The organism is Streptomyces sp. NEAU-YJ-81, from assembly GCF_017592595.1.
In the GTDB taxonomy this organism is placed as follows: domain Bacteria; phylum Actinomycetota; class Actinomycetes; order Streptomycetales; family Streptomycetaceae; genus Streptomyces; species Streptomyces hygroscopicus_B.
This window is the reverse complement of sequence record NZ_JAGFNO010000034.1, coordinates 61,104-87,204: the sequence shown is the minus strand read 5'-3', so window position 1 is coordinate 87,204 and position 26,101 is coordinate 61,104. Positions and strand designations below refer to the sequence as shown.

Below are 26,101 nucleotides of genomic sequence, written 5' to 3'. Positions count from 1 at the left end.
TCGAGCCATGCCGGACGGCTCACTTCAGGAAGTCCGGGACGTCCAGCTCCTCGGCCTGGCTCTCCGGGTAGGGGCGGGCCGGCGGGACCTGGGGGTGCGGGGTGGGCACCGGGGGCGGCGGCACCTCGGCGACCGGGGCCGGGTCCGCCGGGGCGGACTCCTCGTCGCGTGAGGTGACGCTGCCGAGCCCGCCGAAGGACGGGCGGCTGTTCTCCTGGCCGGACGGGCGGCTCGAAGAGCTGCCGGACCCCTCCTCGCGGCCGCCGCCGTAGGAACCCAGCACCTTGTCGCGGTTCTTGGGGGGCGGCTGACCGCCGTCGAAGCCCGCCGCGATCACGGTGACCCGGACCTCGTCGCCGAGCGCGTCGTCGATCACCGCGCCGAAGATGATGTTGGCCTCGGGGTGGGCGGCCTCGCTCACGAGCTGGGCGGCCTCGTTGATCTCGAACAGACCGAGGTCGGAACCGCCGGAGATGGAGAGCAGCACGCCCCGGGCGCCGTCGATGGACGCCTCCAGCAGCGGCGAGGAGATCGCCATCTCGGCCGCGGCCACCGCGCGGTCGTCGCCGCGGGCCGAGCCGATGCCCATGAGCGCCGATCCGGCCTCGGACATCACGGACTTGACGTCCGCGAAGTCGAGGTTGATCAGACCCGGGGTGGTGATCAGGTCGGTGATGCCCTGAACACCCGACAGCAGCACCTGGTCGGCCGACTTGAACGCGTCGAGCACGCTCACCTGACGGTCCGAAATGGACAGCAGCCGGTCGTTCGGGATCACGATGAGGGTGTCGACCTCGTCCCGCAGACCCGCGATGCCGTCCTCGGCCTGATTGGCGCGGCGGCGGCCCTCGAAGGTGAACGGGCGGGTGACCACACCGATCGTCAGGGCACCGAGCGAGCGGGCGATATTGGCGACCACCGGCGCACCGCCGGTGCCCGTGCCACCGCCCTCACCCGCGGTCACGAAGACCATGTCGGCCCCCTTGAGGACCTCCTCGATCTCCTCGCGGTGGTCCTCGGCGGCCTTACGGCCTACATCCGGGTTGGCGCCGGCTCCAAGGCCCCGGGTGAGCTCACGGCCGACGTCCAGTTTGACGTCTGCGTCACTCATCAGCAGGGCCTGTGCATCGGTGTTGATCGCGATGAACTCGACGCCCTTGAGCCCGACCTCGATCATCCGGTTGATGGCATTCACGCCACCGCCGCCGATGCCGACGACCTTGATGACTGCGAGGTAGTTCTGCGGTGCTGCCACGTCGAAGGCCTCTCGCCTCGAGTTACGTGTCGCCACCCCGCCGTTGCCGCGGTGCGCCGACTGATGCCGAATGGGACGGTTCCGATTGCCGACCCCAACCCTAACGCTGAAGTTTAGGGTTACCAGTGCCTCTGTTTCCCGGACTCTTCGGAACAGGACACTAAGTCGACAAGTGGCGCGCGTTCAATGAACACGCCGAACCTCCCGCTTTTCTTTTCACCCTATGTGATCACCCAGTGGGCTAGCCAACCAGGGTGCTGGCCTGCCGGTATCAGGTCAACTGCGAGACACCGCCGGAGCGCTCGGCGCACTGACGTCGAAGTGGTCGGCGTCCGGCTGCGCTTTCATCAGTGCGGTGAGCGTCTTCGCCTTCACCTCGCCTCGCTCTCCGCTCCCCCAGGCGATCGTACGGCCTCCGGCAAGCTCCAGGGTGATCGAATCGTACGAGCGGACCCGGAGGGAACGGGTGTCCTGGCGGACCTTCTCGGGAAGTTGGGTGACCACCCGGACCGCCTCGCGGCGCAGTCCGGCGGGGCCGAAATGGCGCGAACTCGGCGACCGGTCCGGCTCCATTTCCAGCAGCGGAACCCCCTTCGGACGCTTGCTCACGGTCGAGAACCGGACTCCCGCGGCGTCCACTTCATGGAACTTCCCGCCCTCTTCGACAATGGCTTCGGGCCTGCGTTCCGTCACTACCAGACTGATGGTGTGCGGCCATGACCGGGATACGTCCACTTTTGCAATCCGCGGCAGCCGCTCGCGCAACCGGTGTTCGATCGCCGCCGTGTCCACCGCGACCATCGGGGTGTTCAGCGGAACGTCGGCGGCGGAGCGCACCTCCTCGGTGGTGAGGACGGTGGTGCCGGCGACCCGCACCCGCTCGGCCCGCAGCCAGCTCGAGCCGTACAGCAGCCAGACGGCGCCGGCGCCGAGCAGGGTCACCGCCACCGCCGTCACCAGCAGGGGGCGGCGGCCGGGCAGCCGGAACCGGCGGCGCGCCCGGAGGAAGCGTGGGGGCGGGCCGGACGGAGTCGTCCCTCGTGCGCCGCGCTCGGCGGTCGACGGTCCGGCCACGCTCCCTGCCTTCTCACGCCTGGCGGCGTGCGCTGATCGCCTCGTACACCATGCCGACCAGCAGCTCGTCGGCGTCCCTGCGGCCGAACTCGGCGGCCCGGCGGGACATCTCGTACAGCCGGTGCGGGTCGCCGAGCACCGGCAGCACATTGCCCTGCACCCACTCGGGGCTCAGCTCGGCGTCGTCGACCAGCAGTCCGCCGCCCTCCTTGACCAGCGGCTGGGCGTTGAGCCGCTGTTCGCCGTTGCCGATCGGCAGGGGGACGTAGACGGCCGGGAGCCCGACGGCGGACAGTTCGGCGACGGTCATCGCGCCCGCGCGGCAGAGCATCATGTCGGCCGCGGCATACGCGAGGTCCATCCGATCCAGGTACGATACCGGGATGTAGGGGGGCATTCCGGGCATGTTGTCCACATGCGGCAATTCGTTTTTCGGACCGACCGCGTGCAGCACCTGGATCCCGGCGCGCTGCAGGAACGGCGCCACCGCCTGGACCACCTCGTTGAGCCGGCGTGCGCCCTGCGATCCGCCGGAGACCAGCAGCGTCGGCAGGTTCTGGTCGAGCCCGAAAGCCGCGCGGGCCTCGGGTCGGACCGCCGCCCGGTCGAGGGTGGCGATGGAGCGGCGCAGCGGGATGCCGACGTAGCGGGCGTTGCGGAGCTTGCTGTCGGGGGTGGAGACCGCCACGTACTTGGCGTAGCGCGAGCCGATCTTGTTGGCGAGCCCGGGGCGGGCGTTGGCCTCGTGGACGACGATCGGCACACCGAGCCGCTTGGCCGCCAGGTATCCGGGCAGGGCCACATAGCCGCCGAAGCCGACGACACAGTCGGCCTTGGTGCGCTCCAGAATCTGCTCGGCGGCCTTGATCGTGCCGCGCAGCCGCCCGGGGACGGTGATCAGTTCGGGGGTGGGCTTACGCGGCAGCGGTACGGCCGGGATGAGCCCGAGTTCATAACCACGCTCCGGTACGAGCCGGGTCTCGAGCCCACGCTCCGTTCCGAGCGCCGTGATCCCCACGGTCGGGTCCTGCCTCCGCAGGGCGTCCGCGAGGGCGAGCGCGGGCTCGATGTGGCCGGCGGTCCCCCCACCGGCGAGTACGACATGCACCGAAATTCACCGCTCTCCGGACGGCCGCCTCTTGACGGGCCGTCGCATCGTCTTCCGTCTCACCCGAGCCAGCTTCTTCCGCAAAGCAGGCTGCCGCATGGCCAGCGCCGCTCGCGCACCGGGCTCAGCCCGTGCGAAGGCGATCAGCAGGCCGACGGCGAACATGGTCGGCAGCAGGGCGGACCCTCCGTAGGAGAACAGCGGGAGCGGAACCCCGGCGATCGGCAGCAGACCGAGCACCGCACCGATATTGACCACGGCCTGGGCCGTGATCCAGGTGGTCACGCCTCCCGCGGCGTACCTCACGAAGGGGTCCTCCGTGCGTCCGGCCACGCGGATACCCGCATAGCCTAGAGCCGCGAAGAGAACGAGAACCGACAGCGTCCCCGCCAGACCGAGTTCCTCCCCGGTAATGGCGAAGATGAAGTCAGTATGCGGTTCCGGTAGTTCGCCCCATTTCTCCATGCTCGCCCCGAGTCCGGATCCGAACCAGCCGCCGTTGGCGAGCGCGTAGATCCCGTGGACAGCCTGCCAGCACTGATCGTGCGCCCCGGGCTCGGTGGCGCCGATACAGGCGAGCCGGGACATCCGGTTGGCGCTGGTCTTGATGAGCAGCATGCCGATGGCCCCGGCGAAGGCGAGGACGCCCACGAAGAGCCGGGTAGGGGCGCCCGCCAGCCAAAGCAGGCCGAAAAGGATCGCCGTGAGAATGATCGCGGTGCCCATGTCCCCGCCCAGCATGATCAGGCCGAGCAGCATGCCGGTCGCGGGCACCAGCGGGACCAGCAGGTGCTTCCACTGGGCAAGCAGCCGCTTGTCCTGTTTGCGGGCGAGAAGATCGGCGCCCCACAGGACGAGCGCCAGCTTGCCGAACTCACTGGGCTGGAGCAGGAACGGGCCGCCGAAGGAGATCCAGTTCTGATTGCCGTTGACCGCGATGCCCATGCCCGGGACCTGCACCAGACACATCAGGAAGACCGAGACCGCGAGCAGCGGATAGGCGAAGGCGCGGTGCAGTTTGATGGGCATCCGCACGGCGAGCAGCATCAGCGCGCCGCCCAGCGCGGCGGCGAAAAGCTGTTTGCGGAAGAAGTACGACGGTGAGAGCCCGGACTGCAGCGCCTTGATCTGGGAGGCGGAGTAGACCATCACCAGACCGAGCACCAGGATCAGCAGCGAGCCGCCGAGCAGCAGGTAGTACGCGGTCAGCGGCCGGTCCCAGGCCCTCCGGAGGCGCTGCTGCAGCCCGCGCAGCGCGTCCAAGGCGTTTCCCCTCGACGGGCGGCGCGGAGGGCGGGAGGCGCCCGCTGTGCCGCGCGGGCGGGCCGGGGACGCCGCCTTGCCCTTCGCCCGTACGGCCTCCCGCAGCCGGGGGGCGCCGCCCGAGCGCGGCGCGGGGCGGCCGGTGCCGGGGCGGGCCGGCCGGGAGCGCGGGGCGGCGGGCTGGTCAGGCGTCATGTTCTTATCCCCTCCGGTTTCCCCGCGCGGGCGGTCCTCGCCGGGGGACCGGCGGGCTACTGATCGTCCGGGCCCCGGCCGGAGGCCAGATCCTGAACCGCCGCGGCGAAGGCGTCGCCCCGCTTGTTGTAGTTGATGAACATGTCCATCGAGGCACAGGCCGGGGCCATCAGGACGGTATCGCCCGGCCGGGCGAGCCGCGCCGCTTCGCGCACAGCCGCCGCCATCGCCCCAGTGTCGGTCCGGTCGAGGTCCACGACCGGGACATCTGCTGCGTGTCGCGCGAGCGCTTCGCGAATCAGCGCGCGGTCGGCGCCGATCAGCACGACACCGCGCAGCCGCTCGGCCGCCGTAAGGACGAGCTCGTCGAAGGTGGCCCCCTTGGCGAGCCCGCCCGCGATCCACACGATGTGCTCATAGGCGCCCAACGACGCCTCCGCGGCATGGGTGTTGGTCGCCTTGGAGTCGTCGATGTAGGCCACGCCGTCGACGTCCGCCACATGCTCCACCCGGTGCGGATCCGGCCGGAAGGCGCGCAGCCCGTCCCGTACGGCCTTCGGCGGGACGCCGAAGGAGCGGGCCAGGGCCGCCGCCGCGAGGGCGTTGGCGATGTTGTGCGGGGCCGGCGGGTTCACATCGGAGACCTCGGCCAGCTCCTGCGCCTGCTTCTGCCGGTCCGCCACGAAGGCCCGGTCGACGAGGATGTTCTCCACGACGCCGAGCTGGGAGGGGCCGGGGGTGCCGAGGGTGAAACCGATCGCCCGGCAGCCCTCCTCGACATCGGCCGCGCGCACCAGGTCCTCGGTGGCGGGGTCGGCCACGTTGTAGACGCAGGCCACCTGGTTGCCCTCGTAGATCCGGCCCTTGTCGGCCGCGTACGCCGCCATGGAGCCGTGCCAGTCGAGGTGGTCGGGGGCGAGGTTGAGCACCGCCCCGGAGTGGGCGCGCAGCGAGGGCGCCCAGTGCAGCTGGTAGCTGGAGAGCTCGACGGCCAGCACGTCGTACGGCGTATCGCCCAGCACGATGTCCAGGAGCGAGACGCCGATGTTGCCGACGGCGGCGGTGCGCAGCCCGGCCGCCTCCAGGATGGCCGCCAGCATCCTTACGGTCGTCGTCTTGCCGTTGGTGCCGGTGACCGCGAGCCAGGGCGGGGCGTCCTCACCGCGCAGCCGCCACGCCAGCTCCACATCGCCCCAGATGGGCACGTTCGCCTCGGCGGCGGCCAGGAAGAGCGGGCTGGTGGGCTTCCACCCGGGGGTGGTCACGATCAGCTCGGTGCCCTTCGGCAACGTCTCGCCGTCGCCGAGGCGGACCGTGATGCCCAGCGGCTCCAGTTCGGCCGCCTGGGCGCGCTGCGCTTCGCCGTCGCTGCCGTTGACCACGGTCACCGAGGCCCCGAGGCCCCGCAGCGCACGCGCCGCGGGGACCCCGGAGACGCCGAGTCCGGCGACGGTGACCTGCCGTCCGGCGAGGTCGGACACGTCGAGGGCGACGGCGTGGGACGTCACGAAGCTCGCCACCCCGCGTAGAACAGGCCGAGGCCGACGATCACGCACATGCCCTGGATGATCCAGAACCGGACCACCACAAGGACTTCGCTCCACCCCTTGAGTTCGAAGTGATGCTGGAGTGGCGCCATCCGGAAGACCCGTCGCCCGGTCGTCCGGAACGAGCCGACCTGGATGACCACGGACATGGTGATCAGCACGAACAGGCCGCCGAGGAGGGCCACCAGCAGCTCCGTACGGGAGCAGATGGCGAGGCCCGCGAGCGCGCCGCCGAGCGCGAGCGAACCCGTGTCCCCCATGAAGATCTTGGCGGGCGAGGTGTTCCACCACAGGAAGCCGAAGCACGCGCCCATCAGGGCAGAGGCGACGACCGCGAGGTCGAGCGGGTCGCGGACCTCGAAACAGGACGCGGGGTTGGTGAGGGTCTCCGCGTTGGCGCAGGACTCCTGGTACTGCCAGACGCCGATGAAGGTGTAGGCGCCGAAGACCATCACGGAGGCGCCGGTGGCCAGACCGTCGAGACCATCGGTGAGGTTCACGCCGTTCGACATCGCCAGGATCATGAACAGCGCCCAGATCGCGAAGATCACCGGGCCGAACGACCAGCCGAAGTCCTGGACGAAGGAGAGCCGGTCGGAGGCGGGGGTCTGCTGGCGCGCGTCGGCGAAGTTCAGCGCGAGGATCGCGAACGCGACACCGACGATCAGCTGACCGGCCATCTTGGCCTTGGCCCGCAGGCCCAGGGACCGCTGCTTGACGATCTTGATGTAGTCGTCCAGGAAGCCGACCAGGCCCATGCCCGCGAACAGGAAGAGCACCAGCACGCCGGAGAAGGTCGGCTGGCTGCCCGTGATCAACTTCGCCAGGGCGTAGGCGATCAGCGTGGCCAGGATGAAGGAGATTCCGCCCATCGTGGGCGTGCCCTTCTTGCTGCCGTGAGTGCGCGGGCCGTCGTCCCGGATGAACTGGCCGTAGCCCTTGCGCGCCAGCAGCTTGATCAGCAGCGGGGTGCCGATCAGGGTCAGAAAGAGCCCGATGGCTCCCGAGAAGAGGATCTGCCTCATGCCACCCATCAGCGGACGCCCTCACCCTCGCCCTCGAGCAACGTCTGCGCGACCCGCTCCAGCCCCACCGACCTGGATGCCTTCACCAACACGACGTCCCCCGGTCGCAGCTCGCTGCGCAGCAGATCGACCGCTGCCCGCACGTCGGACACGTGCACCGACTCCTCACCCCACGAACCCTCGTTCTTGGCGCCCATGTCCAGCCAGGCGGCCTCCTGGCCGCCGACCGCCACGAGCTTGCTGACGTTGAGCCGGACGGCCAGCCGCCCGACCGCGTCGTGCTCGGCCAGTGACTCCTCGCCCAGCTCGGCCATCGGGCCGAGCACCGCCCACGTGCGACGCCCCGGTGTGGCAGCGCCCATGGCGACCAGCGCGCGCAGCGCTGCTCGCATGGACTCGGGGTTCGCGTTGTAGGCGTCGTTGACGACCGTCACGCCGTCCGAGCGCTCGGTGACCTCCATCCGCCAGCGGGAGAGCTGCCCCGCCTCGGAGAGCGCCACGGCGATCTCGTCGACGGACAGGCCCAACTCGTGGGCGACGGCGGCCGCGGCGAGCGCGTTCGACACGTGGTGCTCACCGTACAGGCGCATGGTCACTTCGCTGCACCCGGTAGGGGTGTGAAGCGTGAAGGCGGGGCGGCCGCCGTCGGCGAGCCGGACATTCCCGGCACGCACATCGGCGTCCTCGGCCTCGCCGAACAGGACGGTACGGGCCTTGGTGCGCGACACCATGGCGCGCACCAGGGGGTCGTCGGCGTTGAGCACCGCGACCCCGCCCTCCTCGGCGGGGGGCAGGGCCTCCACGAGCTCGCCCTTGGCCTCGGCGATCTGCTCCCGGCCGCCGAACTCTCCGATATGGGCGGTGCCGACGTTGAGCACGAGTCCGATACGGGGCGGGGTGAGGGTGGCCAGATACTGGATGTGGCCCTTACCGCGGGCACCCATCTCCAACACCAGGTGCAGGGTGGCCTCGTCGGCGCTGAGCGCGGCCACGGGCAGCCCGATTTCGTTGTTGAAGTTGCCCGGCGTCCATACGGTGGGGCCGCGGCGCTGGAGCAGCTGGGCGATGAGGTCCTTGGTGCTGGTCTTGCCCGCGGAGCCGGTGAGCCCGACCACGGTGGCGTCCAGGCGCTCCACGACGGCGCGCGCGAGCGTTCCCATGGCGGCGATGACATCGGGCACGACGATCGCCGGTACGGGGGCGTCCGCGGTGCCGACGGGGCGGGCGGCCAGGACCGCCGTGGCCCCGGCCTCGATCGCCCTTCGGGCGAAGTCGTGGCCGTCCACGCGCTCCCCGGGGAGCGCGGCGAAGAGGCTGCCGGGCCGCACCTCACGGGAGTCGATCACAACAGGGCCCGTGACCTTCAGGTCCGGGTCCGGTATGTCGTGCGGCTGTCCACCGACTAGGCCGGCGATCTCGGTGAGGGACAGTGCGATCACTGATCACCTCCGGCCGTGCGGGAGAGCTGCCTTGAGGGGGCTGGTGCGCGCATGGCGGTCTGTCATCCCTGGTCGTCTTGGTGATTGTCCCGGTGTTGTGAACTCGCCTCGGGGCGCGTGGCATCGCGCCTGTGGGCTCGCTCACTGAGCTCGATGGCTTCGCGGAGTACCTGGCGGTCGTCGAAGGCACGGATCACGCCGGCGATGTCCTGGCCCAGTTCATGGCCCTTGCCGGCCACGATGACGGTGTCACCCGGCTCGGCGCGGGCGACGGCGGCCGCGATGGCGTTGGCCCGGTCCTCCTCGACCAGCACATCACCGCGCTCGTGAGCGGGCACCTCGGCGGCGCCCGCGAGCATGGCGGCGAGGATCGCGAGCGGGTCCTCGGAGCGCGGGTTGTCGGAGGTGAGGACGGCCGTGTCGGAGTACCGGGCCACCGCGGCGCCCATGGGGCCGCGCTTGAGCCGGTCGCGGTCCCCGCCGCAGCCGAGGACGGCGTGCAGCTTGCCGTCGGTCACCTTACGGAGGGCACGCAGCACCGACTCCACGGCGTCGGTCTTGTGGGCGTAGTCGACGACCGCGAGGTAGGGCTGGCCCACGTCGACCCGCTCCAGCCGGCCCGGTACGCCCGGGACGGCGGCGATGCCGTCGGCGGCCGTCTGCGGGTCGATCCCGGCGACGGCGAGCGCGACGACGGCGGCGAGCGCGTTGGCCACGTTGAAGGGGCCCGGGAGGGGCGCGGCGGCCCGTACGGACTCACCGTTCGGGCCGACGGCGGTGAAGGTCGAGCCCAGCGGGCCGACCTCGACATCCGCGGCGCGCCAGTGGGCGTCGGGGTGGCCCTCGGCGGAGAAGGTGGTGACGGGTACCTCGGACTGCTCGATCAGCCGCCGGCCGTACTCGTCGTCGTAATTGATCACTCCGGCGCGGCTGCGGGCCTTGGTGAACAGCTGGGCCTTGGCCTGGAAGTAGTCCTCCATGCCGGAGTGGAACTCCATGTGCTCCGGGCTGAGGTTGTTGAAGACCGCGACGTCGAAGACGCAGCCGTCGACGCGGCCGAGGACCAGGGCGTGGCTGGAGACCTCCATGACGACCGAGTGGACGTCGCGCTCCCGCATCACCGCGAACAGGGCCTGCAGATCGGTGGCCTCGGGAGTGGTGCGCTCGGACTTGATGCGCTCGTCGCCGATCCGCGTCTCCACGGTGCCGATGAGACCCGTAAGGCCGCCGTCGTGCTTCGCGGCGGCTTTGAGGCCGCCCTCGATGAGATACGCGGTCGTGGTCTTGCCGGAGGTGCCGGTGATGCCGATCTGCAGCAGGTCCGCACCCGGCTCGCCGTAGATCGTGGCGGCCAGCGCGCCCATCCGGCCGCGCGGGTTGTCCACCGCCAGGACCGGCAGTCCGGTGGCGGCGGCGCGCTCGGCGCCGGCCGGGTCGGTCAGCACCGCGACCGCGCCGAGGTCGGCGGCCTGGGCGGCGAAGTCCGCGCCGTGCAGGCGGGCGCCGGCCAGCGCGGCGTACACATCGCCGGGGCGCACGGCTCGCGAGTCATGGGTGATCCCGGTGACCGCGGCCCCCTCCGAGGCTTCGGGGGCATCGACGCCCAGCTGATCCGCCAGCTCCGCCAGCGGGATCGGGCGGACCTGGAGAGGGCGGGGCGCTCCCGGGTATTCCACAGAAACGTCCTTCTGAGGGGTTTGGGACTGATCAGCGTGGGGCACGGCGGTGAGCGTACCCGGGACACCCGCTCCCCCGCGAAATGAGGCGGCGAAGCGGGACCGTACCGGACCGTGGTTCCCGGAGTCCGGCGTGATCGTCGTCACTGCTGGGTCCGCTCACTGGCCCGGGTTGTAGCTCACGGGGAGCCGTTTGGGCTGCTTCCCGGACGGCGGGACTTGCAGGGCCTTGAGGCCGAACTCCATGACCTTCTTGTAGACCGGTCCGCAGACCTGACCGCCGAAGTAGCTGCCCTTCGTCGGGTTCTGAACGGCACAGTAGACGGTCAGCCGCGGTTTGTCGGCCGGGGCGAAGCCGGCGAAGGACGCGGTGTAGCCGCGGTAGCGGCCGGTCTTGGGGTCCACTCGGTTGGAAGTGCCGGTCTTGCCCGCGACAAGATAGCCGGGGATCTTCGCCTTGGCGCCGGTGCCCTGCTGATCGTCGACGACCGATTCGAGCATCTCGGCGAGCGTCTTCGCGGTCTCCTTACCGACGACACGGGTCTTCTCGGGGGCGGGCGCGGCCGTGTAGTCGCCGCCGGGCCCCCTGGTGCCGCGCACGAGGGTGGGCGCGACGCGCTCGCCGCCGTTGGCGATGGTGGAGTACACGGAGGCCGCCTGGACGGCGTTGAGCGACAGCCCCTGGCCGAAGGGGATGGTGTACTGCTGCGAGGCGCTCCAGTCCTGCGGCCGGGCCAGGATGCCCGGGGTCTCGCCGGGGAAGCCGAGCCCGGTGGGCCGGCCGATCCCGAACTTCCGCAGATAGGAGTAGAGGATCTGGTTCTTCTGCTTCTTGGTCTTCCCAAGCTGCTCGGTGGCGAGGATCGTGCCGATGTTGCTGGACTTGGCGAGCACGCCGTTGAGCGTGAGGTACCAGGTGGGATGGTCGATGTCGTCGGCGAAGGCCCGGTCGGCGCGCGGCAGCCGGTTGGGGACCACCACATGGGTGTCCCAGCGGGCCACGCCCTCCTGGAGGACGGCCGCCATGGACATCAGCTTGCTCACGCTGCCAGGCTCGTAGGCGTCGGAGACCGCGGCGTTGCCCAGGTCGTCGGCGTCCGTGGTGGTGATGTCGCCGGGGTCGAAGCCGGGGGCGTTGGCCATCGCCAGGAGCTGTCCGGTGCGGGTGTCCTGGACGATGACATAGCCGCGGTCGGCCCCGGACTTGCGGACCTGGTCGGCGATGGCGCTCTGGGCGGCCCACTGGATGTCCCGGTCGATGGTCAGCTCGTAATCGCTGCCGGGGACCGCGGGCTGCTCCTTGAGGTCCCCGGTGGGCACCTGGTGGCCACCCGACTGGGCGTAGACGCGCTTGCCGTCCTTGCCCGCGAGCTTCTTGTTGAGCTGCTGTTCGAGCCCGGCGGCGCCGCGGCCGTCGGCGCCCACGAATCCCAGTATCCCGGCGGCGAGATCCCCGTTCGGATAGACCCGCTTGCTGTGCGCCTCGCGGTTGACCCCGGCCAGCACATTGGTGCCCTTGCCCTTGGACGCCGAGTCGTCCAGGGCGCTCTTCAGGTCCTTGATCTGGTTCCAGACCTGCGGGGACTGCTGCCGGGCGAGCACGACGTACTGCGACTTGGGGTGGTCGGTGAGCTTCTTCTCCAGGTCCGCCTCCTCCTTGCCGAGGATCGGCGCGAGGAGGGCCGCGGCCTGGCGCGGCGCGTCACGGGTCTTGGCCGTCTTGGGCGTGAGCAGGTCGGGCGCGGCGGTGATGTCGTACGCGTCCACCGTGGTCGCCAGGTCGACGCCGTTGCGGTCGGTGATGGAGCCGCGCTCGGCGGACAGCTTCACCGGGATGTAGCGGTTGACGTTGGCCTTGGCCGCGTAGGCGCTGGCGTCGACGGCCTGCACCTGCAGTAGCCGTACGACGAAGACCAGCATGACGAGGGTGAGGCCGAGGCTGATCAGCCGCAGCCGGGGGCGCGGGCTGCCCAGTCGCAGCGGCTGGGCGGCACCGGGGCGCGGGCGCTGCGCCGGACGGCCGGACGATCCTCCCTGGCGCTCGCCGGGGCGCCGCGCCGCGTCCTGGCGCGGGCGGCGGTCACCGCGCGGACCGGCCGGGCCGGGCACTCCGCGGCGGCGGGGATCCTGGGGCGCGCTCACGCGACGGCCGCCCTCGGCTCGGCGGCCGCCCACCGCGCGCGGGCGGTGCTCCGCGCGGGCGGGCCGGGCTGGGCGCGGGCTGGGGATCGCGTCACCGTGTCACCTACTGAGGGGCCGGGGTGGACTGCGCGGAGGCGGAGGAGGTTGTGGAGAGGGCGGTGGGCAGCCCCCACGGGGTCACGGAGGCCGTGCCCGTGCCCGCCCCGGACGGGGTGGTGGTCGGCGGCGCGAGGGCGGACGGGGTGGGCGACGCCCCGGACAGGGCGGGCGACGCCTGGGACGGCGCGGGGTCGAGCGCGGACGGCAGCACCGGGCCGGGGGCGCCGAGCACCGAGGGCTGCCCCGAGGCGGGGGCGGGCACCCCGCTGACCGAGCCGTCCGGGTTGAGGAAGGCGGGGCTGCCGCCGGGCACCATCCCCAGCTCCCGGGCGCGCCGCTCCAGCGCGGTGGGCGCGGAGAGCTGGTCGACGTCCTGCTGGAGCGCCTGGCGCTCGTCGGTGAGTTCCTCGGTCTGCTTCTCGAGCCTGCTGAGCTCGAACGACCCCTGGTTGAGGGAGGAGTTCAACAGCAGCAGCGCGATCAGGCCGGAGCCGAGCAGGACCACGACGAGCAGCACGAAGGGCGTGCGCCTGGCCGTGGCACCCCCCGGCACCGGCCGGCCTTTCGGCCCTGTCCCCCTCGTGCTCATGGACCGACCTCTTCCCGGATGCGCTCCGCCCCCCGGAACCGGGCCGGGGCGGCCCGGCGGTTCTCGGCGATCTCCTCCTCGGTGGGCAGCTCCGCGCCGCGGGTGAGCAGCTTCAGCCGGGGCTGGTACTGCTCGGGGATGACCGGCAGCCCGGGAGGCGCCGTATTGCGGGCACCGGCCGCGAACACCTGCTTGACCAGGCGGTCCTCCAGCGAGTGATACGAGAGCACGGCGATCCGCCCGCCGACCGCGAGCGTCCCGACGGCCGCCGGAATGGCCCGCTCCAGGACCGCGAGCTCGCCATTGACCTCGATCCGCAGCGCCTGGAAGGTGCGCTTGGCCGGATTGCCGCCGGTGCGCTTGGCGGCCTGCGGGAGCGCCGCGCGGATCAGCTCGACGAGCCGGGCGCTGTTGGTGAACGGCTCCTTGGCGCGCTCGCGCACCACGGCGTCCACGATCTTCTTGGCGAACTTCTCCTCGCCGTAGGCCCGCAGGATGCGCACCAGCTCGCCCGGCGGATAGGTGTTGAGCACCTCCGCCGCGCTGACGCCGGTGGTCTGGTCCATCCGCATGTCCAGCGGGGCGTCCTGGGCGTAGGCGAAACCGCGCTCGGCCTCGTCCAGCTGCATGGAGGACACGCCGAGGTCGAAGAGGATCCCCTGGACGCGCGGGACGCCGAGCCGGTCGAGGACCTCGGGCAGCTCGTCGTAGACCGCGTGGACCAGCGTGGCCCGATCGCCGTACGGGGCGAGCCGCTCACCGGCGAGTCGCAGCGCGGACGGGTCGCGGTCGAGCGCGATGAGGCGGGCCTCGGGGAAGTCGCGCAACAGGGCCTCGCTGTGGCCGCCGAGGCCCAGGGTGCAGTCGACCACGACCGCGCCGGGCCGGGCGAGAGCGGGGGCCAGCATGTCCAGGCAGCGCTGGAGCATGACGGGAACATGGAGAGCGTTGCTGCTCATTGCGCTGCTGGTGCGCCCTTCTGAGGATCGGGCGAGGATGGTACGCACCTCCGGGTCCCCGCCCGCTCTGAAGGGGAAGTGGCCTACTGGCGCCGGGGAAGTGACGTCAGGCGACCGGAGCGGGAGGAGGCCGAGGGGTACGTACGCACCGCGCTCACGCGAAATTCCGGAATCCGAGGGGAGCGTCACGCCTCCCACTTCGCGCCACTTTAGTCCACTCGTCCCTTCGGTCAACCAACTGGCCAGCGCGTCCCGCCCCGGGGGTGGCATCACCTCCCCCAGGCATCACACCGCGGGGCACAGGGTGCTGTGGGTTGCCTCACATCACCCACTCGGCCCACCCCGTTGCCCTCGTTTGCCCTACCTAAAGAAAAGACAAAATCCGCTGGTGAGAGGTAACGTCGTCATCATGTCGATATCAGCGCCGCAGCCGAATCCGTCCGCCGACCGCGACGCCCGTACGGGAGACACGGTCACCGACCGCCTCGTGGAGGCCAACCGCAAGTACGCCGAGAAGTTCACCGACCCTGGAATGGACGCGCGGCCCGTGCAGCGCGTCGCCGTCGTCGCGTGCATGGACGCCCGCCTGGACCTGCACGAGGCACTCGGCCTGGAGCTGGGTGACTGCCACACCATCCGCAACGCCGGCGGTGTGGTCACCGACGACATCATCCGGTCCCTGACCATCAGCCAGCGCGCGCTCGGGACCCGCAGCGTCGTGCTCATCCACCACACCGGCTGCGGTCTGCTGAACCTCACCGAGGACTTCCGGCATGAGCTGGAGGCGGAGGTCGGCCAGCGTCCGTCGTGGGCGGTCGAGGCGTTCAAGGACCTCGACGCCGATGTCCGCCAGTCGATGCAGCGGGTGCGCACCTCGCCGTTCCTGGTGCACACCGACGACGTCCGCGGCTTCATCTTCGATGTGACGACGGGTCTGCTGCGGGAGGTCACGCCGCGCACGTGACGGATGCTGAGGTTACTGAAGGGATTCAGCACCCGAACTCGTACAAGCGTGACAAATAACCCCGGGTTATCCACAGCCGAGTGACGCGAGGCCGCGGAGACCGCAAGAATGCATAGGTGACATCGTCCCCCGCAACCACGCGGGGGACCGATGCCAGCGTTTGCGGTGGGCCGGTCCGTTCCGAGGGCAACGGCCCTGAGAACGGGCCGAGGAGGGCCGGGTGACGACCTATGACGAGCGAGCGAGCCTCAGCGATCTGACCACCACAGCGGAGCGGATCCGCCGGTCGGTGGAGGGTGTGATCGAGGGCAAGCCCGAGGTCGTACGGCTTTCGCTGACCGTGCTGCTCGCCGAGGGGCATCTGCTGATCGAGGACGTCCCGGGCGTGGGCAAGACCATGCTGGCCAAGGCGCTCGCGCGGTCCATCGACTGCTCCGTGCGGCGGATCCAGTTCACCCCGGACCTGTTGCCGTCCGACATCACCGGCGTGAGCATCTTCGACCAGCAGCGCAAGGAGTTCGAGTTCAAGCCGGGCGCCATCTTCGCCCAGATCGTGATCGGCGACGAGATCAACCGCGCCTCGCCCAAGACCCAGTCCGCGCTGCTGGAGTCGATGGAGGAGCGCCAGGTCACCATCGACGGGGAGAGCTACGAGCTGCCCAACCCCTTCATGGTGGTGGCCACGCAGAACCCGGTCGAGATGGAGGGCACCTATCCGCTGCCCGAGGCGCAGCGCGACCGCTTCATGGCCCGTGTCTCCATCGGATACCCCAGCCCGCAGGCCGAGCTGCAGATGCTGGACATCCACGGTGGCGTCTCCCCGCTGGACGACCTGCAGCCCGTCGCGCACGCCCACGAGATCGTCAAACTGGTCGAGGCGGTGCGCTCGGTGCATGTCGCCGAGGCCGTCCGGCGTTACGCGGTGGACCTGGTGGCCGCCACCCGCAACCACCCCGATCTGCGACTGGGCGCCTCGCCCCGGGCCACGCTGCATCTGCTGCGGGCCGCCAAGGCGTCGGCCGCGCTGGCCGGGCGGGAGTTCGCGCTGCCGGACGATGTGCAGTCCCTCGCCGTGGCGGTGCTGGCGCACCGGCTGCTGCCCACCGCGCAGGCCCAGCTGAACCGGCGCACCGCGGAGCAGGTCGTCACGGACATCGTGCAGCGCACCCCGGTGCCCACCTCCGGCTCGCGCGGTGCGGGTGGCGGGATGCCCCCCATGCCGCCCATGCCCCCGGCCGACTTCGGCCGGCAGCAGCCGGGCGCGCGGAGGCTGTGATGGCCGCAGGGGGGACGGACATGGGCCCCGAGGGCCCCGGCGCCGGCGAGGACTCGGGCGGGCTGCGGGCCGCCCTCGCCGGTCTGACCACCCGCGGCCGTTCCTTCCTGGCCGCCGGGGTGGCCGCCGCGGTGTGCAGCTATGTCCTGGGCCAGGCGGATCTGCTGCGGGTCGGGCTGCTGCTGGCCGCGCTGCCGCTGGTCTGCGTGGCCGTGGTCTACCGCACCCGGTACCGGGTGGCGGGCAGTAGACGGCTCGCGCCCGCGCGGGTGCCTGCGGGCTCCGAGGCCCGGGTGCATCTGCGGATGGACAATGTCTCGCGGCTGCCCACCGGGCTGCTGATGCTCCAGGACCGGGTGCCCTATGTGCTGGGGCCCCGCCCCCGGTTCGTGCTGGACCGGGTGGAGCCGGGCGGCCGGCGCGAGGTGTCCTACCGGGTCCGCTCGGATCTGCGCGGCCGCTATCCGCTGGGCCCGCTGCAGCTTCGGCTGAGCGATCCGTTCGGGATGTGCGAGCTCACCCGCGCCTTCAGCGCCTACGACACGCTCACGGTGGTCCCCCGGGTCGAGCCGCTGCCCCCGGTGCGCCTGACCGGCGAGGCCGCGGGGTACGGGGACGGGCGGCACCGCTCGCTGGCCCTGGCCGGGGAGGACGATGTCATCCCGCGCGGCTATCGCATAGGCGACGATCTGCGCCGGGTGCACTGGCGGTCCACCGCGCGCTACGGGGAGCTCATGGTCCGCCGGGAGGAGCAGCCGCAGCGGGCCCACTGCACGGTGCTGCTGGACACCCGGCGTACGGCGCACTACGGCTCCGGGCCCGACTCGGCCTTCGAATGGGCGGTCTCCGGGGCGGCTTCGACCGCGGTCCATCTGCTGGAGCGGGGCTATGCGGTCCGGCTGCTGACCGACTCCGGAAGCTCGGTGCCGGGCCCGGACGGCGGAGGCGGCTTCACCGGCTCCACCCATGACTCGGCGGAGACCGCCGGGCTGATGTTGGACACCCTCGCCGTGGTGGACCACTCCGACGGCGGAGGGCTCTCGCCCGCCTTCGAGGTGCTGCGCGGCGGCGGTGAGGGGCTGCTGGTGGCCTTCCTGGGCGATCTGGACGAGGAGCAGGCGGCGACGGCCGCCCGGATGCGGCACCGCACCACGGCCGCGGTGGCGTTCGTGCTGGACGGCGCGGCCTGGTCGCGCGGGGCGGAGTTCGGGGGCACACAGGAGCTGGAGGAGCGGCTGCGGCAGCTCCGCGAGGCGGGGTGGACGGCGCTGCCGGTCGGCCCGGGGGCCTCGCTCACACAGCTCTGGCGGCAGGCCGACGCCCAGGGCGCCACTCGGGCCGACGCCGGAGGTCCCGCGGTCGGCGGCATGACAGGGAGCTGGGCATGAGTGGGAGCGTTCGGCTCGCGATATGTGCGGCGCTGGCCACGGTGGCGGCGGCCTGTGCGCTGCTGCCGCTGGTGGACCCGGCGAGCTGGCTGTTGCAGGCCACTCTGTTGCTGGCGGTCCAGAGCGGGACGGGCGCGGCGGCCCGCCGGGTGCCGCTGGCCCGCCCGCTGACGGTGGCCGCGCAGGCCGTGGTGACGCTGCTGCTGCTCACCCTGGTCTTCGCGCACGAGCAGGCGCTGGGCGGGGTGCTGCCGAGCCCGCAGGCCCTCGACGAGTTCGCGCTGCTGCTGCGCGACGGCGCCGACGACGTGGGGCAGTACGCGATCCCCGCGCCGCTCACCGATGGCATCCGGCTGATGCTGGTGGCCGGGGTGCTGGCGATCGGCCTGGTGGTCGACGCGCTCGCGGTGACGTACCGCAGCGCGGCCCCCGCCGGACTGCCGCTGCTCGCGCTGTACTCGGTCGCGGCCGGGCTGTCCGACGCCGGGAGCGACTGGCTGTGGTTCCTGCTGGCGGCGGCCGGCTATCTGCTGCTGCTCCTGGCCGAGGGCCGGGACCGGCTGTCCCAGTGGGGCCGGGTGTTCAGCGGCGGTGCCCCGCATCCGGCGGGTATGCCGCCCTCGGGCCTGGCCGGGGCCGGAGGCGCCCCGGCGCTCGCCCCGGTCCGCACCGGCCGCAGGATCGGCGTGCTGGCGCTCGGCATCGCGCTGGTGGTGCCCGCGGCGCTGCCGTCCCTGGACGGCGGGCTGCTGGACCGGCAGGGCAGCGGTGGCGGGTCCGGCAGCGGCGGCGGCACGATCTCGGCGGTCAATCCGCTGGTGTCGCTGCAGGACAGCCTGAACCAGCCGGAGAACAAGGAGGTGCTGCGCTATCGCACCTCCTCGCAGACCACGCAGGACCTGTATCTGCGGATCGTGGCGCTGGACCGGTTCGACGGCACCTCGTGGAAGTCGTCCGAGCGGCATGTCACCGATGTGCCCGGGCAGCTTCCGTCGCCCGCCGGGCTCGGCCCCTCGGTCCGGGTCTCCTCGATCGACACCTCGATCTCGGCCGCCGACTGGTACGCGCAGAACTGGCTGCCCCTCCCCTACCCCGCGTCCAGGGTCGAGATCGACGGGCGCTGGCGCTATGAGCCGGAGGGCCGGACGCTGGTCGGCGACCGCGGCCAGACCACCCGGGGCGCGCGCTACCGGGTCACCAGCCTGCTGGTGGAGCCGACGGCCGAGCAGCTCGCGGCCGCACCGGCACCGCCTTCGCGGCTGCGGAAGGAGTACACCGAGGTGCCGGACTCGCTGCCGTCCGTGGTGGCCAGTACGGCACGGGAGGTGACCGCCGGCGCGGCGAACGCGTACGAGAAGGCGGTCAAGCTCCAGGACTGGTTCGCGGTGAACGGAGGATTCCGTTACGACACCGAGGTGCAGTCCGGTAGCGGCTCGGCCGCCATCGTCCGGTTCCTGAAGCAGAAGGAGGGCTTCTGCGTCCACTTCTCCTTCTCGATGGCGGCGATGGCCCGGACGCTGGGCATTCCGGCGCGGGTTGCGGTCGGGTTCACCCCCGGCACCGCCCAGGCGGACGGCTCGGTGTCGGTGGGCCTCAAGGACGCGCACGCCTGGCCCGAGCTGTACTTCGAGGGCGTGGGCTGGACCCGTTTCGAGCCCACCCCGAGCCGTGGCACCCAGCCCGACTACACGATGGAGCAGACGCCCTCGGGCACCCCGTCCGACGAGCCGACGAGCGAGCCCAGCACGACCTCCGAGCCGACGGCCGCCCCGACCGCCTCCGACAGTTGCACCCCGGAGATGAAGAAGCTGGGCACCTGTGGAGGTGCCGCGGCCCAGCAGCCGGACAACGGCGCCTCGGGCGGGGGCTGGTCGGCGTCCAAGGTCACGAGTTGGAGTTCGCTGGCGGTGCTGCTGGCCGTGGTGCCCCTGCTGCCCATGCTGTGGCGGCGGCGGAAACGGACCCGCAGACTGGACGGCTCGGGCGGGCGCACCGAGCAGGACGCGGCCGACCGGATCCTCGCCGCATGGCGTGAACTCACCGATTCGGCCTGGGACTTCGGCGTGCTGCCGGACGACTCGCTGACCTCCCGCAGAGCGGTGGCCCGCATGGTGCGGATCGCCGACCTCGACGACGATTCGGCCCGGGCGGCGCAGCGGGTGGCCGAGGCGGTCGAGCAGGTGCTGTACGCACCGCAGCCGCGCCCGTTCGCGGGCGTCGCCGACGACGTCCGGCAGGTGCTGGCCGGATTCCGGGCCAAGGCGGGGCGGCGGGAGCGGCTGCGGGCGCTGCTGGCGCCGCGGTCCGCGGCTCAGCTGGTGTGGGCGTGGGGACAGCGCTGGTCCGCGCTGGTCCAGCGGTGGGGAGCCCCCCGCTGGGCCCGCTGGGCCTCTCAGCTCCGGCCCCCGCGCGGCCAGGGGAGCTGACCTCCGGGCGGCCCTGAGCCCTTGTGGCTGAGGCCCTGCCCGAGCCCCCGCGACTGAGCCCCTGCGGCGCGTGCGGGGGCTCAGGCCGCTCGCGCACGCCACGGGGCCGCTCGCGCAGGCCACGGGGGCTCAGGGGCCGCCCAAGCTCGCTTCAGGGCCCTGTGCGGGGCCAGGGCCAGGCCCCAGGGTCCAGACCCCGTGGGCCCAGGACGCGGTTGCGGGCCCAGGACGCGGTTGCGGGGCTGGGCACGGCTGAAGGGCTACGGCGCGGAAGGGCTACCGCACGGTTGAGGGGCGGTCGCCAGTCGGCGACCGCCCCTCAATCACTCATCCAAGAATTATTTCTCAGTGGCCCTGCTCATCGCGGCGACGCTGCCACCGCTCCTCGATACGCGCCATCATCGAACGGCGCTGACGGCCCTGACGGCGGGGAGCCGCCCCGCCACCGCCCTGCGCCTCGCCGGGTTTGGGAGCCTTGCGCCAGCCGGTCACCGCGAGCACCGCACACCCCAGCATGATCAGGAAGCCCACCACGCTGATCCAGATCTGGGGAACGATCACTCCGACCATGAGGAGTGCGATGCCCACCAGAAAACCCGCGACCGCCTGGTAGACCCGTCGCCGGGTGTACGTGCGCAGGCCGCTTCCCTCAAGCGCTGTCGCGAACTTGGGATCTTCGGCGTACAACGCTCGCTCCATTTGCTCGAGCATGCGCTGCTCGTGCTCCGAGAGCGGCACGGAGTCCTCCTACTCGTCGGTCGCGGGGGGCGACCGGGTGCGACCCTTTCAGGATAGGCAGGGAATCGCCCCCGTGAAACCCGCCCCTCAACGCCAATTCGCCCACCCCCACGGGCGTGGCGAAAGTTGACGCTGAGACGTCCATTCCCCTCCCGCCGATTGGCCATGCCGGACGGTGTACCCCGATCATACGGGGCCGGACGGCCAAGCGGGTCTCCTGTGGCCGACTCCACCTGCACCGCCCGTCGTCCGGTGGGGCGGGAGGAGCCGCTCAGTCCCGCTCGGCGAGAACGTGCAGCTGAGTGGCGACGGAGCGGAAGGCGGGCAGCCCGGCGGCGGCCTCCTCCAGCTGCAACAGGGCGTCCAGCGCCCCGGGCTCGGTGTCCACGAGCACTCCGGGGACCAGATCGGCGAAGACCCGCACCCCGTGCACCGCGGCGATCTCCAGACCGGCCGCCTCCACCAGCTCGGACAGCTGGTCGGCGGTGAAGCGGCGCGGCATCGGGTCTCCGGAGCCCCAGCGGCCCTCGGGGTCGGTAAGCGCTTGCCGAGCCTCGGTGAAGTGACCGGCCAGGGCACGGGCCAGCACGGCGCCGCCCAGGCCCGCCGCGAGCACGCTGAGGGTTCCGGCGGGGCGCAGGGCCGCCGCCGCGTTCCGCAGGCCCTCGGCGGGGTCGTCCACGTACTCCAGGACGCCATGGCAGAGCACCACGTCGTAACCGCCCCGCTCGACCACGTCGAACAGCCCGTGGGCATCGCCCTGGACTCCGCGCACCCGGTCGGCCACCCCGGCCTCGGCGGCCCGCCGCTCCAGCGCGAACAGGGCGTTCGGACTCGGGTCGACCACGGTGACGCGGTGGCCGAGGCCGGCCACGGGGACGGCGAAATTGCCGCTGCCGCCGCCGGTGTCCAGGACGTCCAGCGCGCCGTGCACGGCCCCACCCTCGGCCACCTCCCGGCCTGTGGCCTTGGCCCGCCGTTCCAGGGCGTCTTTCAGGACCTCCCAGACCACGGCGGTACGGAGGGACGCACGGGGGCGCTGCGGGTCTGACACGGCGGGTGGCTCCTCGGCGCGGTGCCGCCACCGCCCGGAGGCGGTGACGACGGCTTACTGACGTCGGCGGTCCCAGCCTATTGCCTCCATGGGGCGGGGTGCGCCGAGGCGGCCGCCCCACCGGCCCCCAGCGGATACCGGACGGACAGCGGCCGGCGCCCGAGCGGTACCCGGCGGACAGCGGCCGTCGTCCGAGCGGATACCGGGCCGGGCCGGGGCGGTCGCCGGGTCATCTCTCAGGCTCCCGACGGGCCCGGCTCGTCGCCCGGCGGGGCCTGGTGGGGCAGGGTCGGCTGCAGCATCAGCATGCGCTCCACCAGCCGCAGGAACATCGCGGTGGCACGCAGCAGATCGTCCGCGTCCCGCCGGCTCGCGGCGCCCTGTATCCCCGCCTCGGCGCGGGCCCGGCGCTCGGCGCCGGAGGCGAACAGCGCGCTCCACTCGGCCAGTTCGGGAGCGACCTCCGGCAGGACCTCCCAGGCGCTGCGGATCCGGGCGCGGCGGCGCGCGGTGGGCTCGGGGCGGCCGTGCACGGCGAGCACGGCTGCGGCCGTGCGCAGGGCGGCCAGATGTGCGGTCGCAAAGCGCTCGTTGGCGGTTTCGAGCGCGGCGGCCTCCTCCAGGCCCTGATGGGCCTGGGTGAGCAGACCGGCCGCGGCGGGCGGGGCGGACGCGCGGCGCAGCACGGGGTGGACATCGGTCGCGGGGCCGGTCAACGAGGGGGCAGGGGCGGCGGCACGGTGCCGGCGCGCTGCGGCGGTACTGGCCATGACGAACCTCCTGTCGTCGCGTGGCGGCCGGTCGTGTGGTAGAGCGACCGCCGTATGGGGCCATCGTGGGGCACACCACTGACAATCGGCTCTGACCAGCGCGAACGACCCCGACACCACGCCTCGCCCCGTCATACTCCATACTGCTTTTGCACTGACCAGTCAGTTCAAAAATCAAGGAAGTGATCTGTGTGGGGGGCACCCCAGAAGCGGAGACCGGGGCGGCGGTGACGGCCGAGGGGCTCGGCGTCAGGGGGTCGCACGGCTGGGCGTTCCGCGGTGCCGACATCGCCGCCGACTCCGGTGCGCTGATCGCGATCGAGGGCCCGTCCGGCTCGGGCCGCACCTCCCTGCTGCTCACGCTCACCGGCCGGATGCGCCCCACCGAGGGACACGGCGTGGTCGGGAGCTTCCGGGTTCCCCAACAGATGGCGCGCATACGCCGGATCAGCGCGCTCGCGCACGTACCGGGCGTCATCGAGCTCGATCCGGTGCTCACGGTCGCCGAGCATCTGCGGGAGCGGGCCCTGCTGCGGCGCCGGTTCGCCGACTCCCCGCGCGGGCTGCTGCGCCCGCGCCGTGAGCGGGCCGCCGCCTCCCGGGCCGGGATCGACGCGGCCCTCACGGCCGCCGGGCTGGACCTCGACACGCTGCCCAAGGGGCCGCGTACGGCCGTACGGGACCTGGAGCGGCTGGAGGCGCTGCGGCTGTCGATCACGCTCGCGCTCATCGCCCGGCCGCGGCTGCTGGCCGTCGACGACGCCGACATGAAGCTCTCGGACGCCGAACGCGAGCGCGCCTGGGCGCTGCTGCGGCAGATCGCGGAGGGCGGCACCACGGTCCTCGCCGTGTGCAGCCAGGCCCCGGCCGACGCGGTCGTGGTCCGGACCGCTCGGAAGAGCCCGGCCGAAAAGAGCCAGCAGGCCGACGGGGACCCCTCCGACACTCCCGCCGCCCACGAGGCCGGACACGACGAGAACGAGAAGGGGGCGGCGGATGCGCTCGCCGAAACTCGCCGCGCTTGAGCTGAAGCGGTTCGGGAGGGGAAAGCTGCCACGGGCGGCGCTCGCCGCCCTGCTCCTGCTGCCGCTGCTCTACGGCGCGCTGTACCTGTGGTCCTTCTGGGACCCGTACGGCAAGCTGGACAAGATCCCGGTGGCCCTCGTCAACTCGGACAACGGCGCCACCGTGAAGGGCGAGCGCCTCACCGCGGGCGACGACATCAGCGGCAAGCTGCTCGACAGCAAGACCTTCGACTGGCACCGCACGAGCGCCGCCGAGGCCCGTAAGGGCGTCGCGCACGGCACGTACTACCTGTCGCTGACCGTGCCCTCGGACTTCAGCCGGCAGATCGCCACCAGCTCCGGCAAGTCCCCGGAGACCGGCGCCCTCAAGGTGCGCACCAACGACGCCAACAACTACATCGTCGGCCAGATCTCCCACTCGGTCTTCTCCGAGGTGCGCGCCGCGGCCTCCACCAAGGCGTCCCGCGGGTTCTACGACAACATCTTCATCTCCTTCGCCGATATCCACGGCGAGACGGAGAAGGCCGCCAAGAGCGCCGACAAGCTCGGTAAGGGCATCGGCAAGGCCAAGAAGGGCGCGGACGACCTCGCCAAGGGCCTGGCCAAGGCCAAGGAGGGCAGCCGCGATCTGAAGTCCGGGCTCGGCACGCTCTACCAGGGCTCCGGGACGCTCAAGACCGGCGCGGGCGGCGTCGCCGACGGCACCCAGTCGCTGTCCGACAAGGTCAACGACGTGGCGGCCAAGGTACGCCCGTTCCTCAAGGAGCACGGCAAGGAGATCGGGGACGTCTCCCAACTGGTCGCCGACGCCTCCCAGAAGGCGTCCGACAGCCTCGACACCCTGCCCGAGACGACCTCCACGGCGGCCACCAAGGCCCGTAAGGCGTCCGACGTCCTCGCCGCCGACTACCGGACCCGCTGCGAGGGGGCGGTGCCCGCCGACCCGGACTGTCCCGCGCTCAAGAAGTCGGTGGCGGCGGCCGACACCGCCGCCGATGTGGCCGAGGACGTCAACAAGCTGGTGCAGGACCACACCACCCAACTCGACGCCCTCGGCGGTCATCTGGACGATCTGCACGACCAGGCGCTGTGGCTCGCGCAGAACGCCCCGCACCTGGGCACCGACCTCGACACCGCCGTACGGAAGGTCAACGCCCTCAACTCCGGGGCGCAGAAGGTCGCCAAGGGCGCCGGAACCCTGCACACCGGGCTGAGCACCGCCAAGACCGGCGCCTCCGACCTCGACAGCGGCGTCGGTAAGGCGCGCGGCGGCGCGGACACCCTGGGCGGCGGGATGTTCCGGCTCGTCGACGGCTCCGGCAAGCTCTCCGGCGGGCTGCACGACGGCGCCGGCAAGATCCCCGACTACGGCAAGCAGGACCGGGACGCCCGGACCGAGGTGATGGCGGATCCGGTGCGGCTGGTCAACCAGGCGCTGCACAAGGCGCCCAACTACGGCACCGGTTTCGCCCCGTACTTCATCCCGCTCTCCCTGTGGGTCGGCGCGATGGTGGCCTACATGCTGATCCAGCCGCTCAACAGGCGCGCGCTCGCGGTGGGTGCCTCCTCCTGGCGGATCGCGTTCGCGGGCTGGCTGCCGGTCGCCGTGATCGGGGTGTTCCAGACACTGGCCCTGATGGCGGTGTTGCACTGGGCGATCGGCCTCCAGATGGCGCGAGCCGCGGGCACGCTCGGCTTCCTGATGCTGGTGACGGCCTGTTTCGCGGCGATCGTGCAGTGGCTGAACGCCCGCTTCGGACCGGCCGGCCGGATCCTGGTGCTGGCCCTGCTGATGCTCCAGCTGACCTCGGCGGGCGGCACCTATCCGGTGCAGACCAGTCCGCGCTTCTTCAACGCCATCCATCCCTTCCTGCCCATGACCTACGTGGTGGACGGGCTGCGCCGGCTCATCACCGGGGGTGGGCTCGGCCCGGTCTGGCTGGCCTGCGGGGTGCTCCTCGGATTCAGCGCGGCCGCCCTGGCGCTCACCGCGTGGTCCGCGCGGCGCCGGCAGGTGTGGTCGGTGGACCGGCTGCATCCGGAGCTGAGCCTGTGAGCGGCATAACATCAACAACGGGCAGAATCGGCG

The 26,101-nt window shown here is 71.9% G+C and carries 20 protein-coding genes; 6 read left to right on the top strand and 14 right to left on the bottom strand.

Annotated features, from left to right (window positions below):
- Nucleotides 1-19: 19 nt before the first annotated feature.
- From ftsZ to rsmH, 11 genes are all read right to left on the bottom strand, one after another.
- Nucleotides 20-1,255: a cell division protein FtsZ gene (gene ftsZ, locus J5X86_RS42535; protein WP_208521975.1), complete on the bottom strand. Its 1,236-nt coding sequence runs from the start codon at nucleotides 1,253-1,255 to the stop codon at nucleotides 20-22.
- Nucleotides 1,256-1,531: 276 nt separating this feature from the next.
- Nucleotides 1,532-2,329 carry an FtsQ-type POTRA domain-containing protein gene (locus J5X86_RS42530; RefSeq protein WP_208521974.1) on the bottom strand — a complete coding sequence of 266 codons (798 nt, stop codon included), beginning with the start codon at nucleotides 2,327-2,329 and terminating at the stop codon, nucleotides 1,532-1,534.
- A gap of 13 nt (nucleotides 2,330-2,342) precedes the next feature.
- Nucleotides 2,343-3,437 carry an undecaprenyldiphospho-muramoylpentapeptide beta-N-acetylglucosaminyltransferase gene (murG, locus tag J5X86_RS42525; RefSeq protein WP_078640925.1) on the bottom strand — a complete coding sequence of 365 codons (1,095 nt, stop codon included), beginning with the start codon at nucleotides 3,435-3,437 and terminating at the stop codon, nucleotides 2,343-2,345.
- A 6-nt stretch (nucleotides 3,438-3,443) separates the two neighbouring features.
- Entirely contained in the window at nucleotides 3,444-4,895 is a 1,452-nt protein-coding gene (gene ftsW, locus J5X86_RS42520; protein ID WP_119987129.1) for a putative lipid II flippase FtsW, read from the bottom strand.
- A gap of 56 nt (nucleotides 4,896-4,951) precedes the next feature.
- Entirely contained in the window at nucleotides 4,952-6,403 is a 1,452-nt protein-coding gene (gene murD, locus J5X86_RS42515) for a UDP-N-acetylmuramoyl-L-alanine--D-glutamate ligase (protein ID WP_208521973.1), read from the bottom strand.
- Nucleotides 6,400-7,467: a phospho-N-acetylmuramoyl-pentapeptide-transferase gene (gene mraY / locus J5X86_RS42510; RefSeq protein ID WP_078647351.1), complete on the bottom strand. Its 1,068-nt coding sequence runs from the start codon at nucleotides 7,465-7,467 to the stop codon at nucleotides 6,400-6,402. Before mraY ends, murD begins: the two co-directional genes overlap by 4 nt.
- 8 nt (nucleotides 7,468-7,475) lie before the next feature.
- On the bottom strand, nucleotides 7,476-8,906 hold the full coding sequence (gene murF / locus J5X86_RS42505) for a UDP-N-acetylmuramoyl-tripeptide--D-alanyl-D-alanine ligase (protein WP_208521972.1): 1,431 nt from the start codon (nucleotides 8,904-8,906) through the stop codon (nucleotides 7,476-7,478).
- A gap of 62 nt (nucleotides 8,907-8,968) precedes the next feature.
- Complete coding sequence (locus J5X86_RS42500) at nucleotides 8,969-10,729, bottom strand: UDP-N-acetylmuramoyl-L-alanyl-D-glutamate--2,6-diaminopimelate ligase (protein WP_208521971.1); 1,761 nt, start codon at nucleotides 10,727-10,729, stop codon at nucleotides 8,969-8,971.
- Nucleotides 10,730-10,741: 12 nt separating this feature from the next.
- The gene (locus J5X86_RS42495) at nucleotides 10,742-12,724 is read right to left on the bottom strand and encodes a penicillin-binding protein 2 (RefSeq protein WP_208521970.1); all 1,983 of its coding nucleotides are present in this window, start codon (nucleotides 12,722-12,724) and stop codon (nucleotides 10,742-10,744) included.
- 103 nt (nucleotides 12,725-12,827) lie between these two features.
- Nucleotides 12,828-13,412 carry a septum formation initiator family protein gene (locus J5X86_RS42490; protein WP_208521969.1) on the bottom strand — a complete coding sequence of 195 codons (585 nt, stop codon included), beginning with the start codon at nucleotides 13,410-13,412 and terminating at the stop codon, nucleotides 12,828-12,830.
- Nucleotides 13,409-14,371 carry a 16S rRNA (cytosine(1402)-N(4))-methyltransferase RsmH gene (rsmH, locus tag J5X86_RS42485; protein ID WP_208521968.1) on the bottom strand — a complete coding sequence of 321 codons (963 nt, stop codon included), beginning with the start codon at nucleotides 14,369-14,371 and terminating at the stop codon, nucleotides 13,409-13,411. Before rsmH ends, J5X86_RS42490 begins: the two co-directional genes overlap by 4 nt.
- A gap of 409 nt (nucleotides 14,372-14,780) precedes the next feature.
- Here rsmH and J5X86_RS42480 point away from each other — a divergent pair, with 409 nt between their 5' ends.
- The 4 genes from J5X86_RS42480 to J5X86_RS42465 all read left to right on the top strand — a co-directional run bounded on the left by J5X86_RS42480 (nucleotide 14,781) and on the right by J5X86_RS42465 (nucleotide 20,425).
- Nucleotides 14,781-15,335, top strand: a complete 555-nt coding sequence (locus tag J5X86_RS42480; protein ID WP_208521967.1) for a carbonic anhydrase — start codon at nucleotides 14,781-14,783, stop codon at nucleotides 15,333-15,335.
- A gap of 220 nt (nucleotides 15,336-15,555) precedes the next feature.
- Nucleotides 15,556-16,611, top strand: a complete 1,056-nt coding sequence (locus J5X86_RS42475; RefSeq protein ID WP_208521966.1) for a MoxR family ATPase — start codon at nucleotides 15,556-15,558, stop codon at nucleotides 16,609-16,611.
- A complete protein-coding gene (locus tag J5X86_RS42470; protein WP_208521965.1) occupies nucleotides 16,611-17,999 on the top strand; it encodes a DUF58 domain-containing protein in 1,389 nt (462 codons plus the stop codon). Before J5X86_RS42475 ends, J5X86_RS42470 begins: the two co-directional genes overlap by 1 nt.
- The gene (locus J5X86_RS42465) at nucleotides 17,996-20,425 is read left to right on the top strand and encodes a transglutaminaseTgpA domain-containing protein (RefSeq protein ID WP_208521964.1); all 2,430 of its coding nucleotides are present in this window, start codon (nucleotides 17,996-17,998) and stop codon (nucleotides 20,423-20,425) included. Before J5X86_RS42470 ends, J5X86_RS42465 begins: the two co-directional genes overlap by 4 nt.
- A gap of 345 nt (nucleotides 20,426-20,770) precedes the next feature.
- Here J5X86_RS42465 and J5X86_RS42460 read toward each other — a convergent pair whose 3' ends face one another.
- From J5X86_RS42460 to J5X86_RS42450, 3 genes are all read right to left on the bottom strand, one after another.
- Complete coding sequence (locus J5X86_RS42460; protein ID WP_078640935.1) at nucleotides 20,771-21,163, bottom strand: DUF3040 domain-containing protein; 393 nt, start codon at nucleotides 21,161-21,163, stop codon at nucleotides 20,771-20,773.
- A 271-nt stretch (nucleotides 21,164-21,434) separates the two neighbouring features.
- A complete protein-coding gene (locus J5X86_RS42455; protein ID WP_208521963.1) occupies nucleotides 21,435-22,217 on the bottom strand; it encodes a methyltransferase in 783 nt (260 codons plus the stop codon).
- A 236-nt stretch (nucleotides 22,218-22,453) separates the two neighbouring features.
- Nucleotides 22,454-22,987, bottom strand: a complete 534-nt coding sequence (locus tag J5X86_RS42450; protein WP_208521962.1) for an SAV_6107 family HEPN domain-containing protein — start codon at nucleotides 22,985-22,987, stop codon at nucleotides 22,454-22,456.
- A gap of 191 nt (nucleotides 22,988-23,178) precedes the next feature.
- Between J5X86_RS42450 and J5X86_RS42445 the strand changes: the two genes are divergently transcribed.
- Together J5X86_RS42445 and J5X86_RS42440 are read left to right on the top strand one after the other, a co-directional pair.
- Nucleotides 23,179-24,012 carry an ATP-binding cassette domain-containing protein gene (locus J5X86_RS42445; protein WP_208521961.1) on the top strand — a complete coding sequence of 278 codons (834 nt, stop codon included), beginning with the start codon at nucleotides 23,179-23,181 and terminating at the stop codon, nucleotides 24,010-24,012.
- Nucleotides 23,984-26,068: a YhgE/Pip family protein gene (locus tag J5X86_RS42440; protein ID WP_208521960.1), complete on the top strand. Its 2,085-nt coding sequence runs from the start codon at nucleotides 23,984-23,986 to the stop codon at nucleotides 26,066-26,068. Before J5X86_RS42445 ends, J5X86_RS42440 begins: the two co-directional genes overlap by 29 nt.
- The last annotated feature ends 33 nt before the right edge of the window (nucleotides 26,069-26,101 follow it).

Excerpts from the sequence above, each read along its gene's own strand:
- J5X86_RS42470 (WP_208521965.1), top strand. The coding sequence starts at position 16,611 with ATGGCCGCAGGGGGGACGGACATGGGCCCCGAGGGCCCCGGCGCCGGC.
- ftsW (WP_119987129.1), bottom strand. The coding sequence starts at position 4,895 with ATGACGCCTGACCAGCCCGCCGCCCCGCGCTCCCGGCCGGCCCGCCCC.
- mraY (WP_078647351.1), bottom strand. The coding sequence starts at position 7,467 with ATGAGGCAGATCCTCTTCTCGGGAGCCATCGGGCTCTTTCTGACCCTG.
- J5X86_RS42465 (WP_208521964.1), top strand. The coding sequence starts at position 17,996 with ATGAGTGGGAGCGTTCGGCTCGCGATATGTGCGGCGCTGGCCACGGTG.
- J5X86_RS42490 (WP_208521969.1), bottom strand. The coding sequence starts at position 13,412 with ATGAGCACGAGGGGGACAGGGCCGAAAGGCCGGCCGGTGCCGGGGGGT.
- J5X86_RS42480 (WP_208521967.1), top strand. The coding sequence starts at position 14,781 with ATGTCGATATCAGCGCCGCAGCCGAATCCGTCCGCCGACCGCGACGCC.
- J5X86_RS42440 (WP_208521960.1), top strand. The coding sequence starts at position 23,984 with ATGCGCTCGCCGAAACTCGCCGCGCTTGAGCTGAAGCGGTTCGGGAGG.
- J5X86_RS42450 (WP_208521962.1), bottom strand. The coding sequence starts at position 22,987 with ATGGCCAGTACCGCCGCAGCGCGCCGGCACCGTGCCGCCGCCCCTGCC.
- rsmH (WP_208521968.1), bottom strand. The coding sequence starts at position 14,371 with ATGAGCAGCAACGCTCTCCATGTTCCCGTCATGCTCCAGCGCTGCCTG.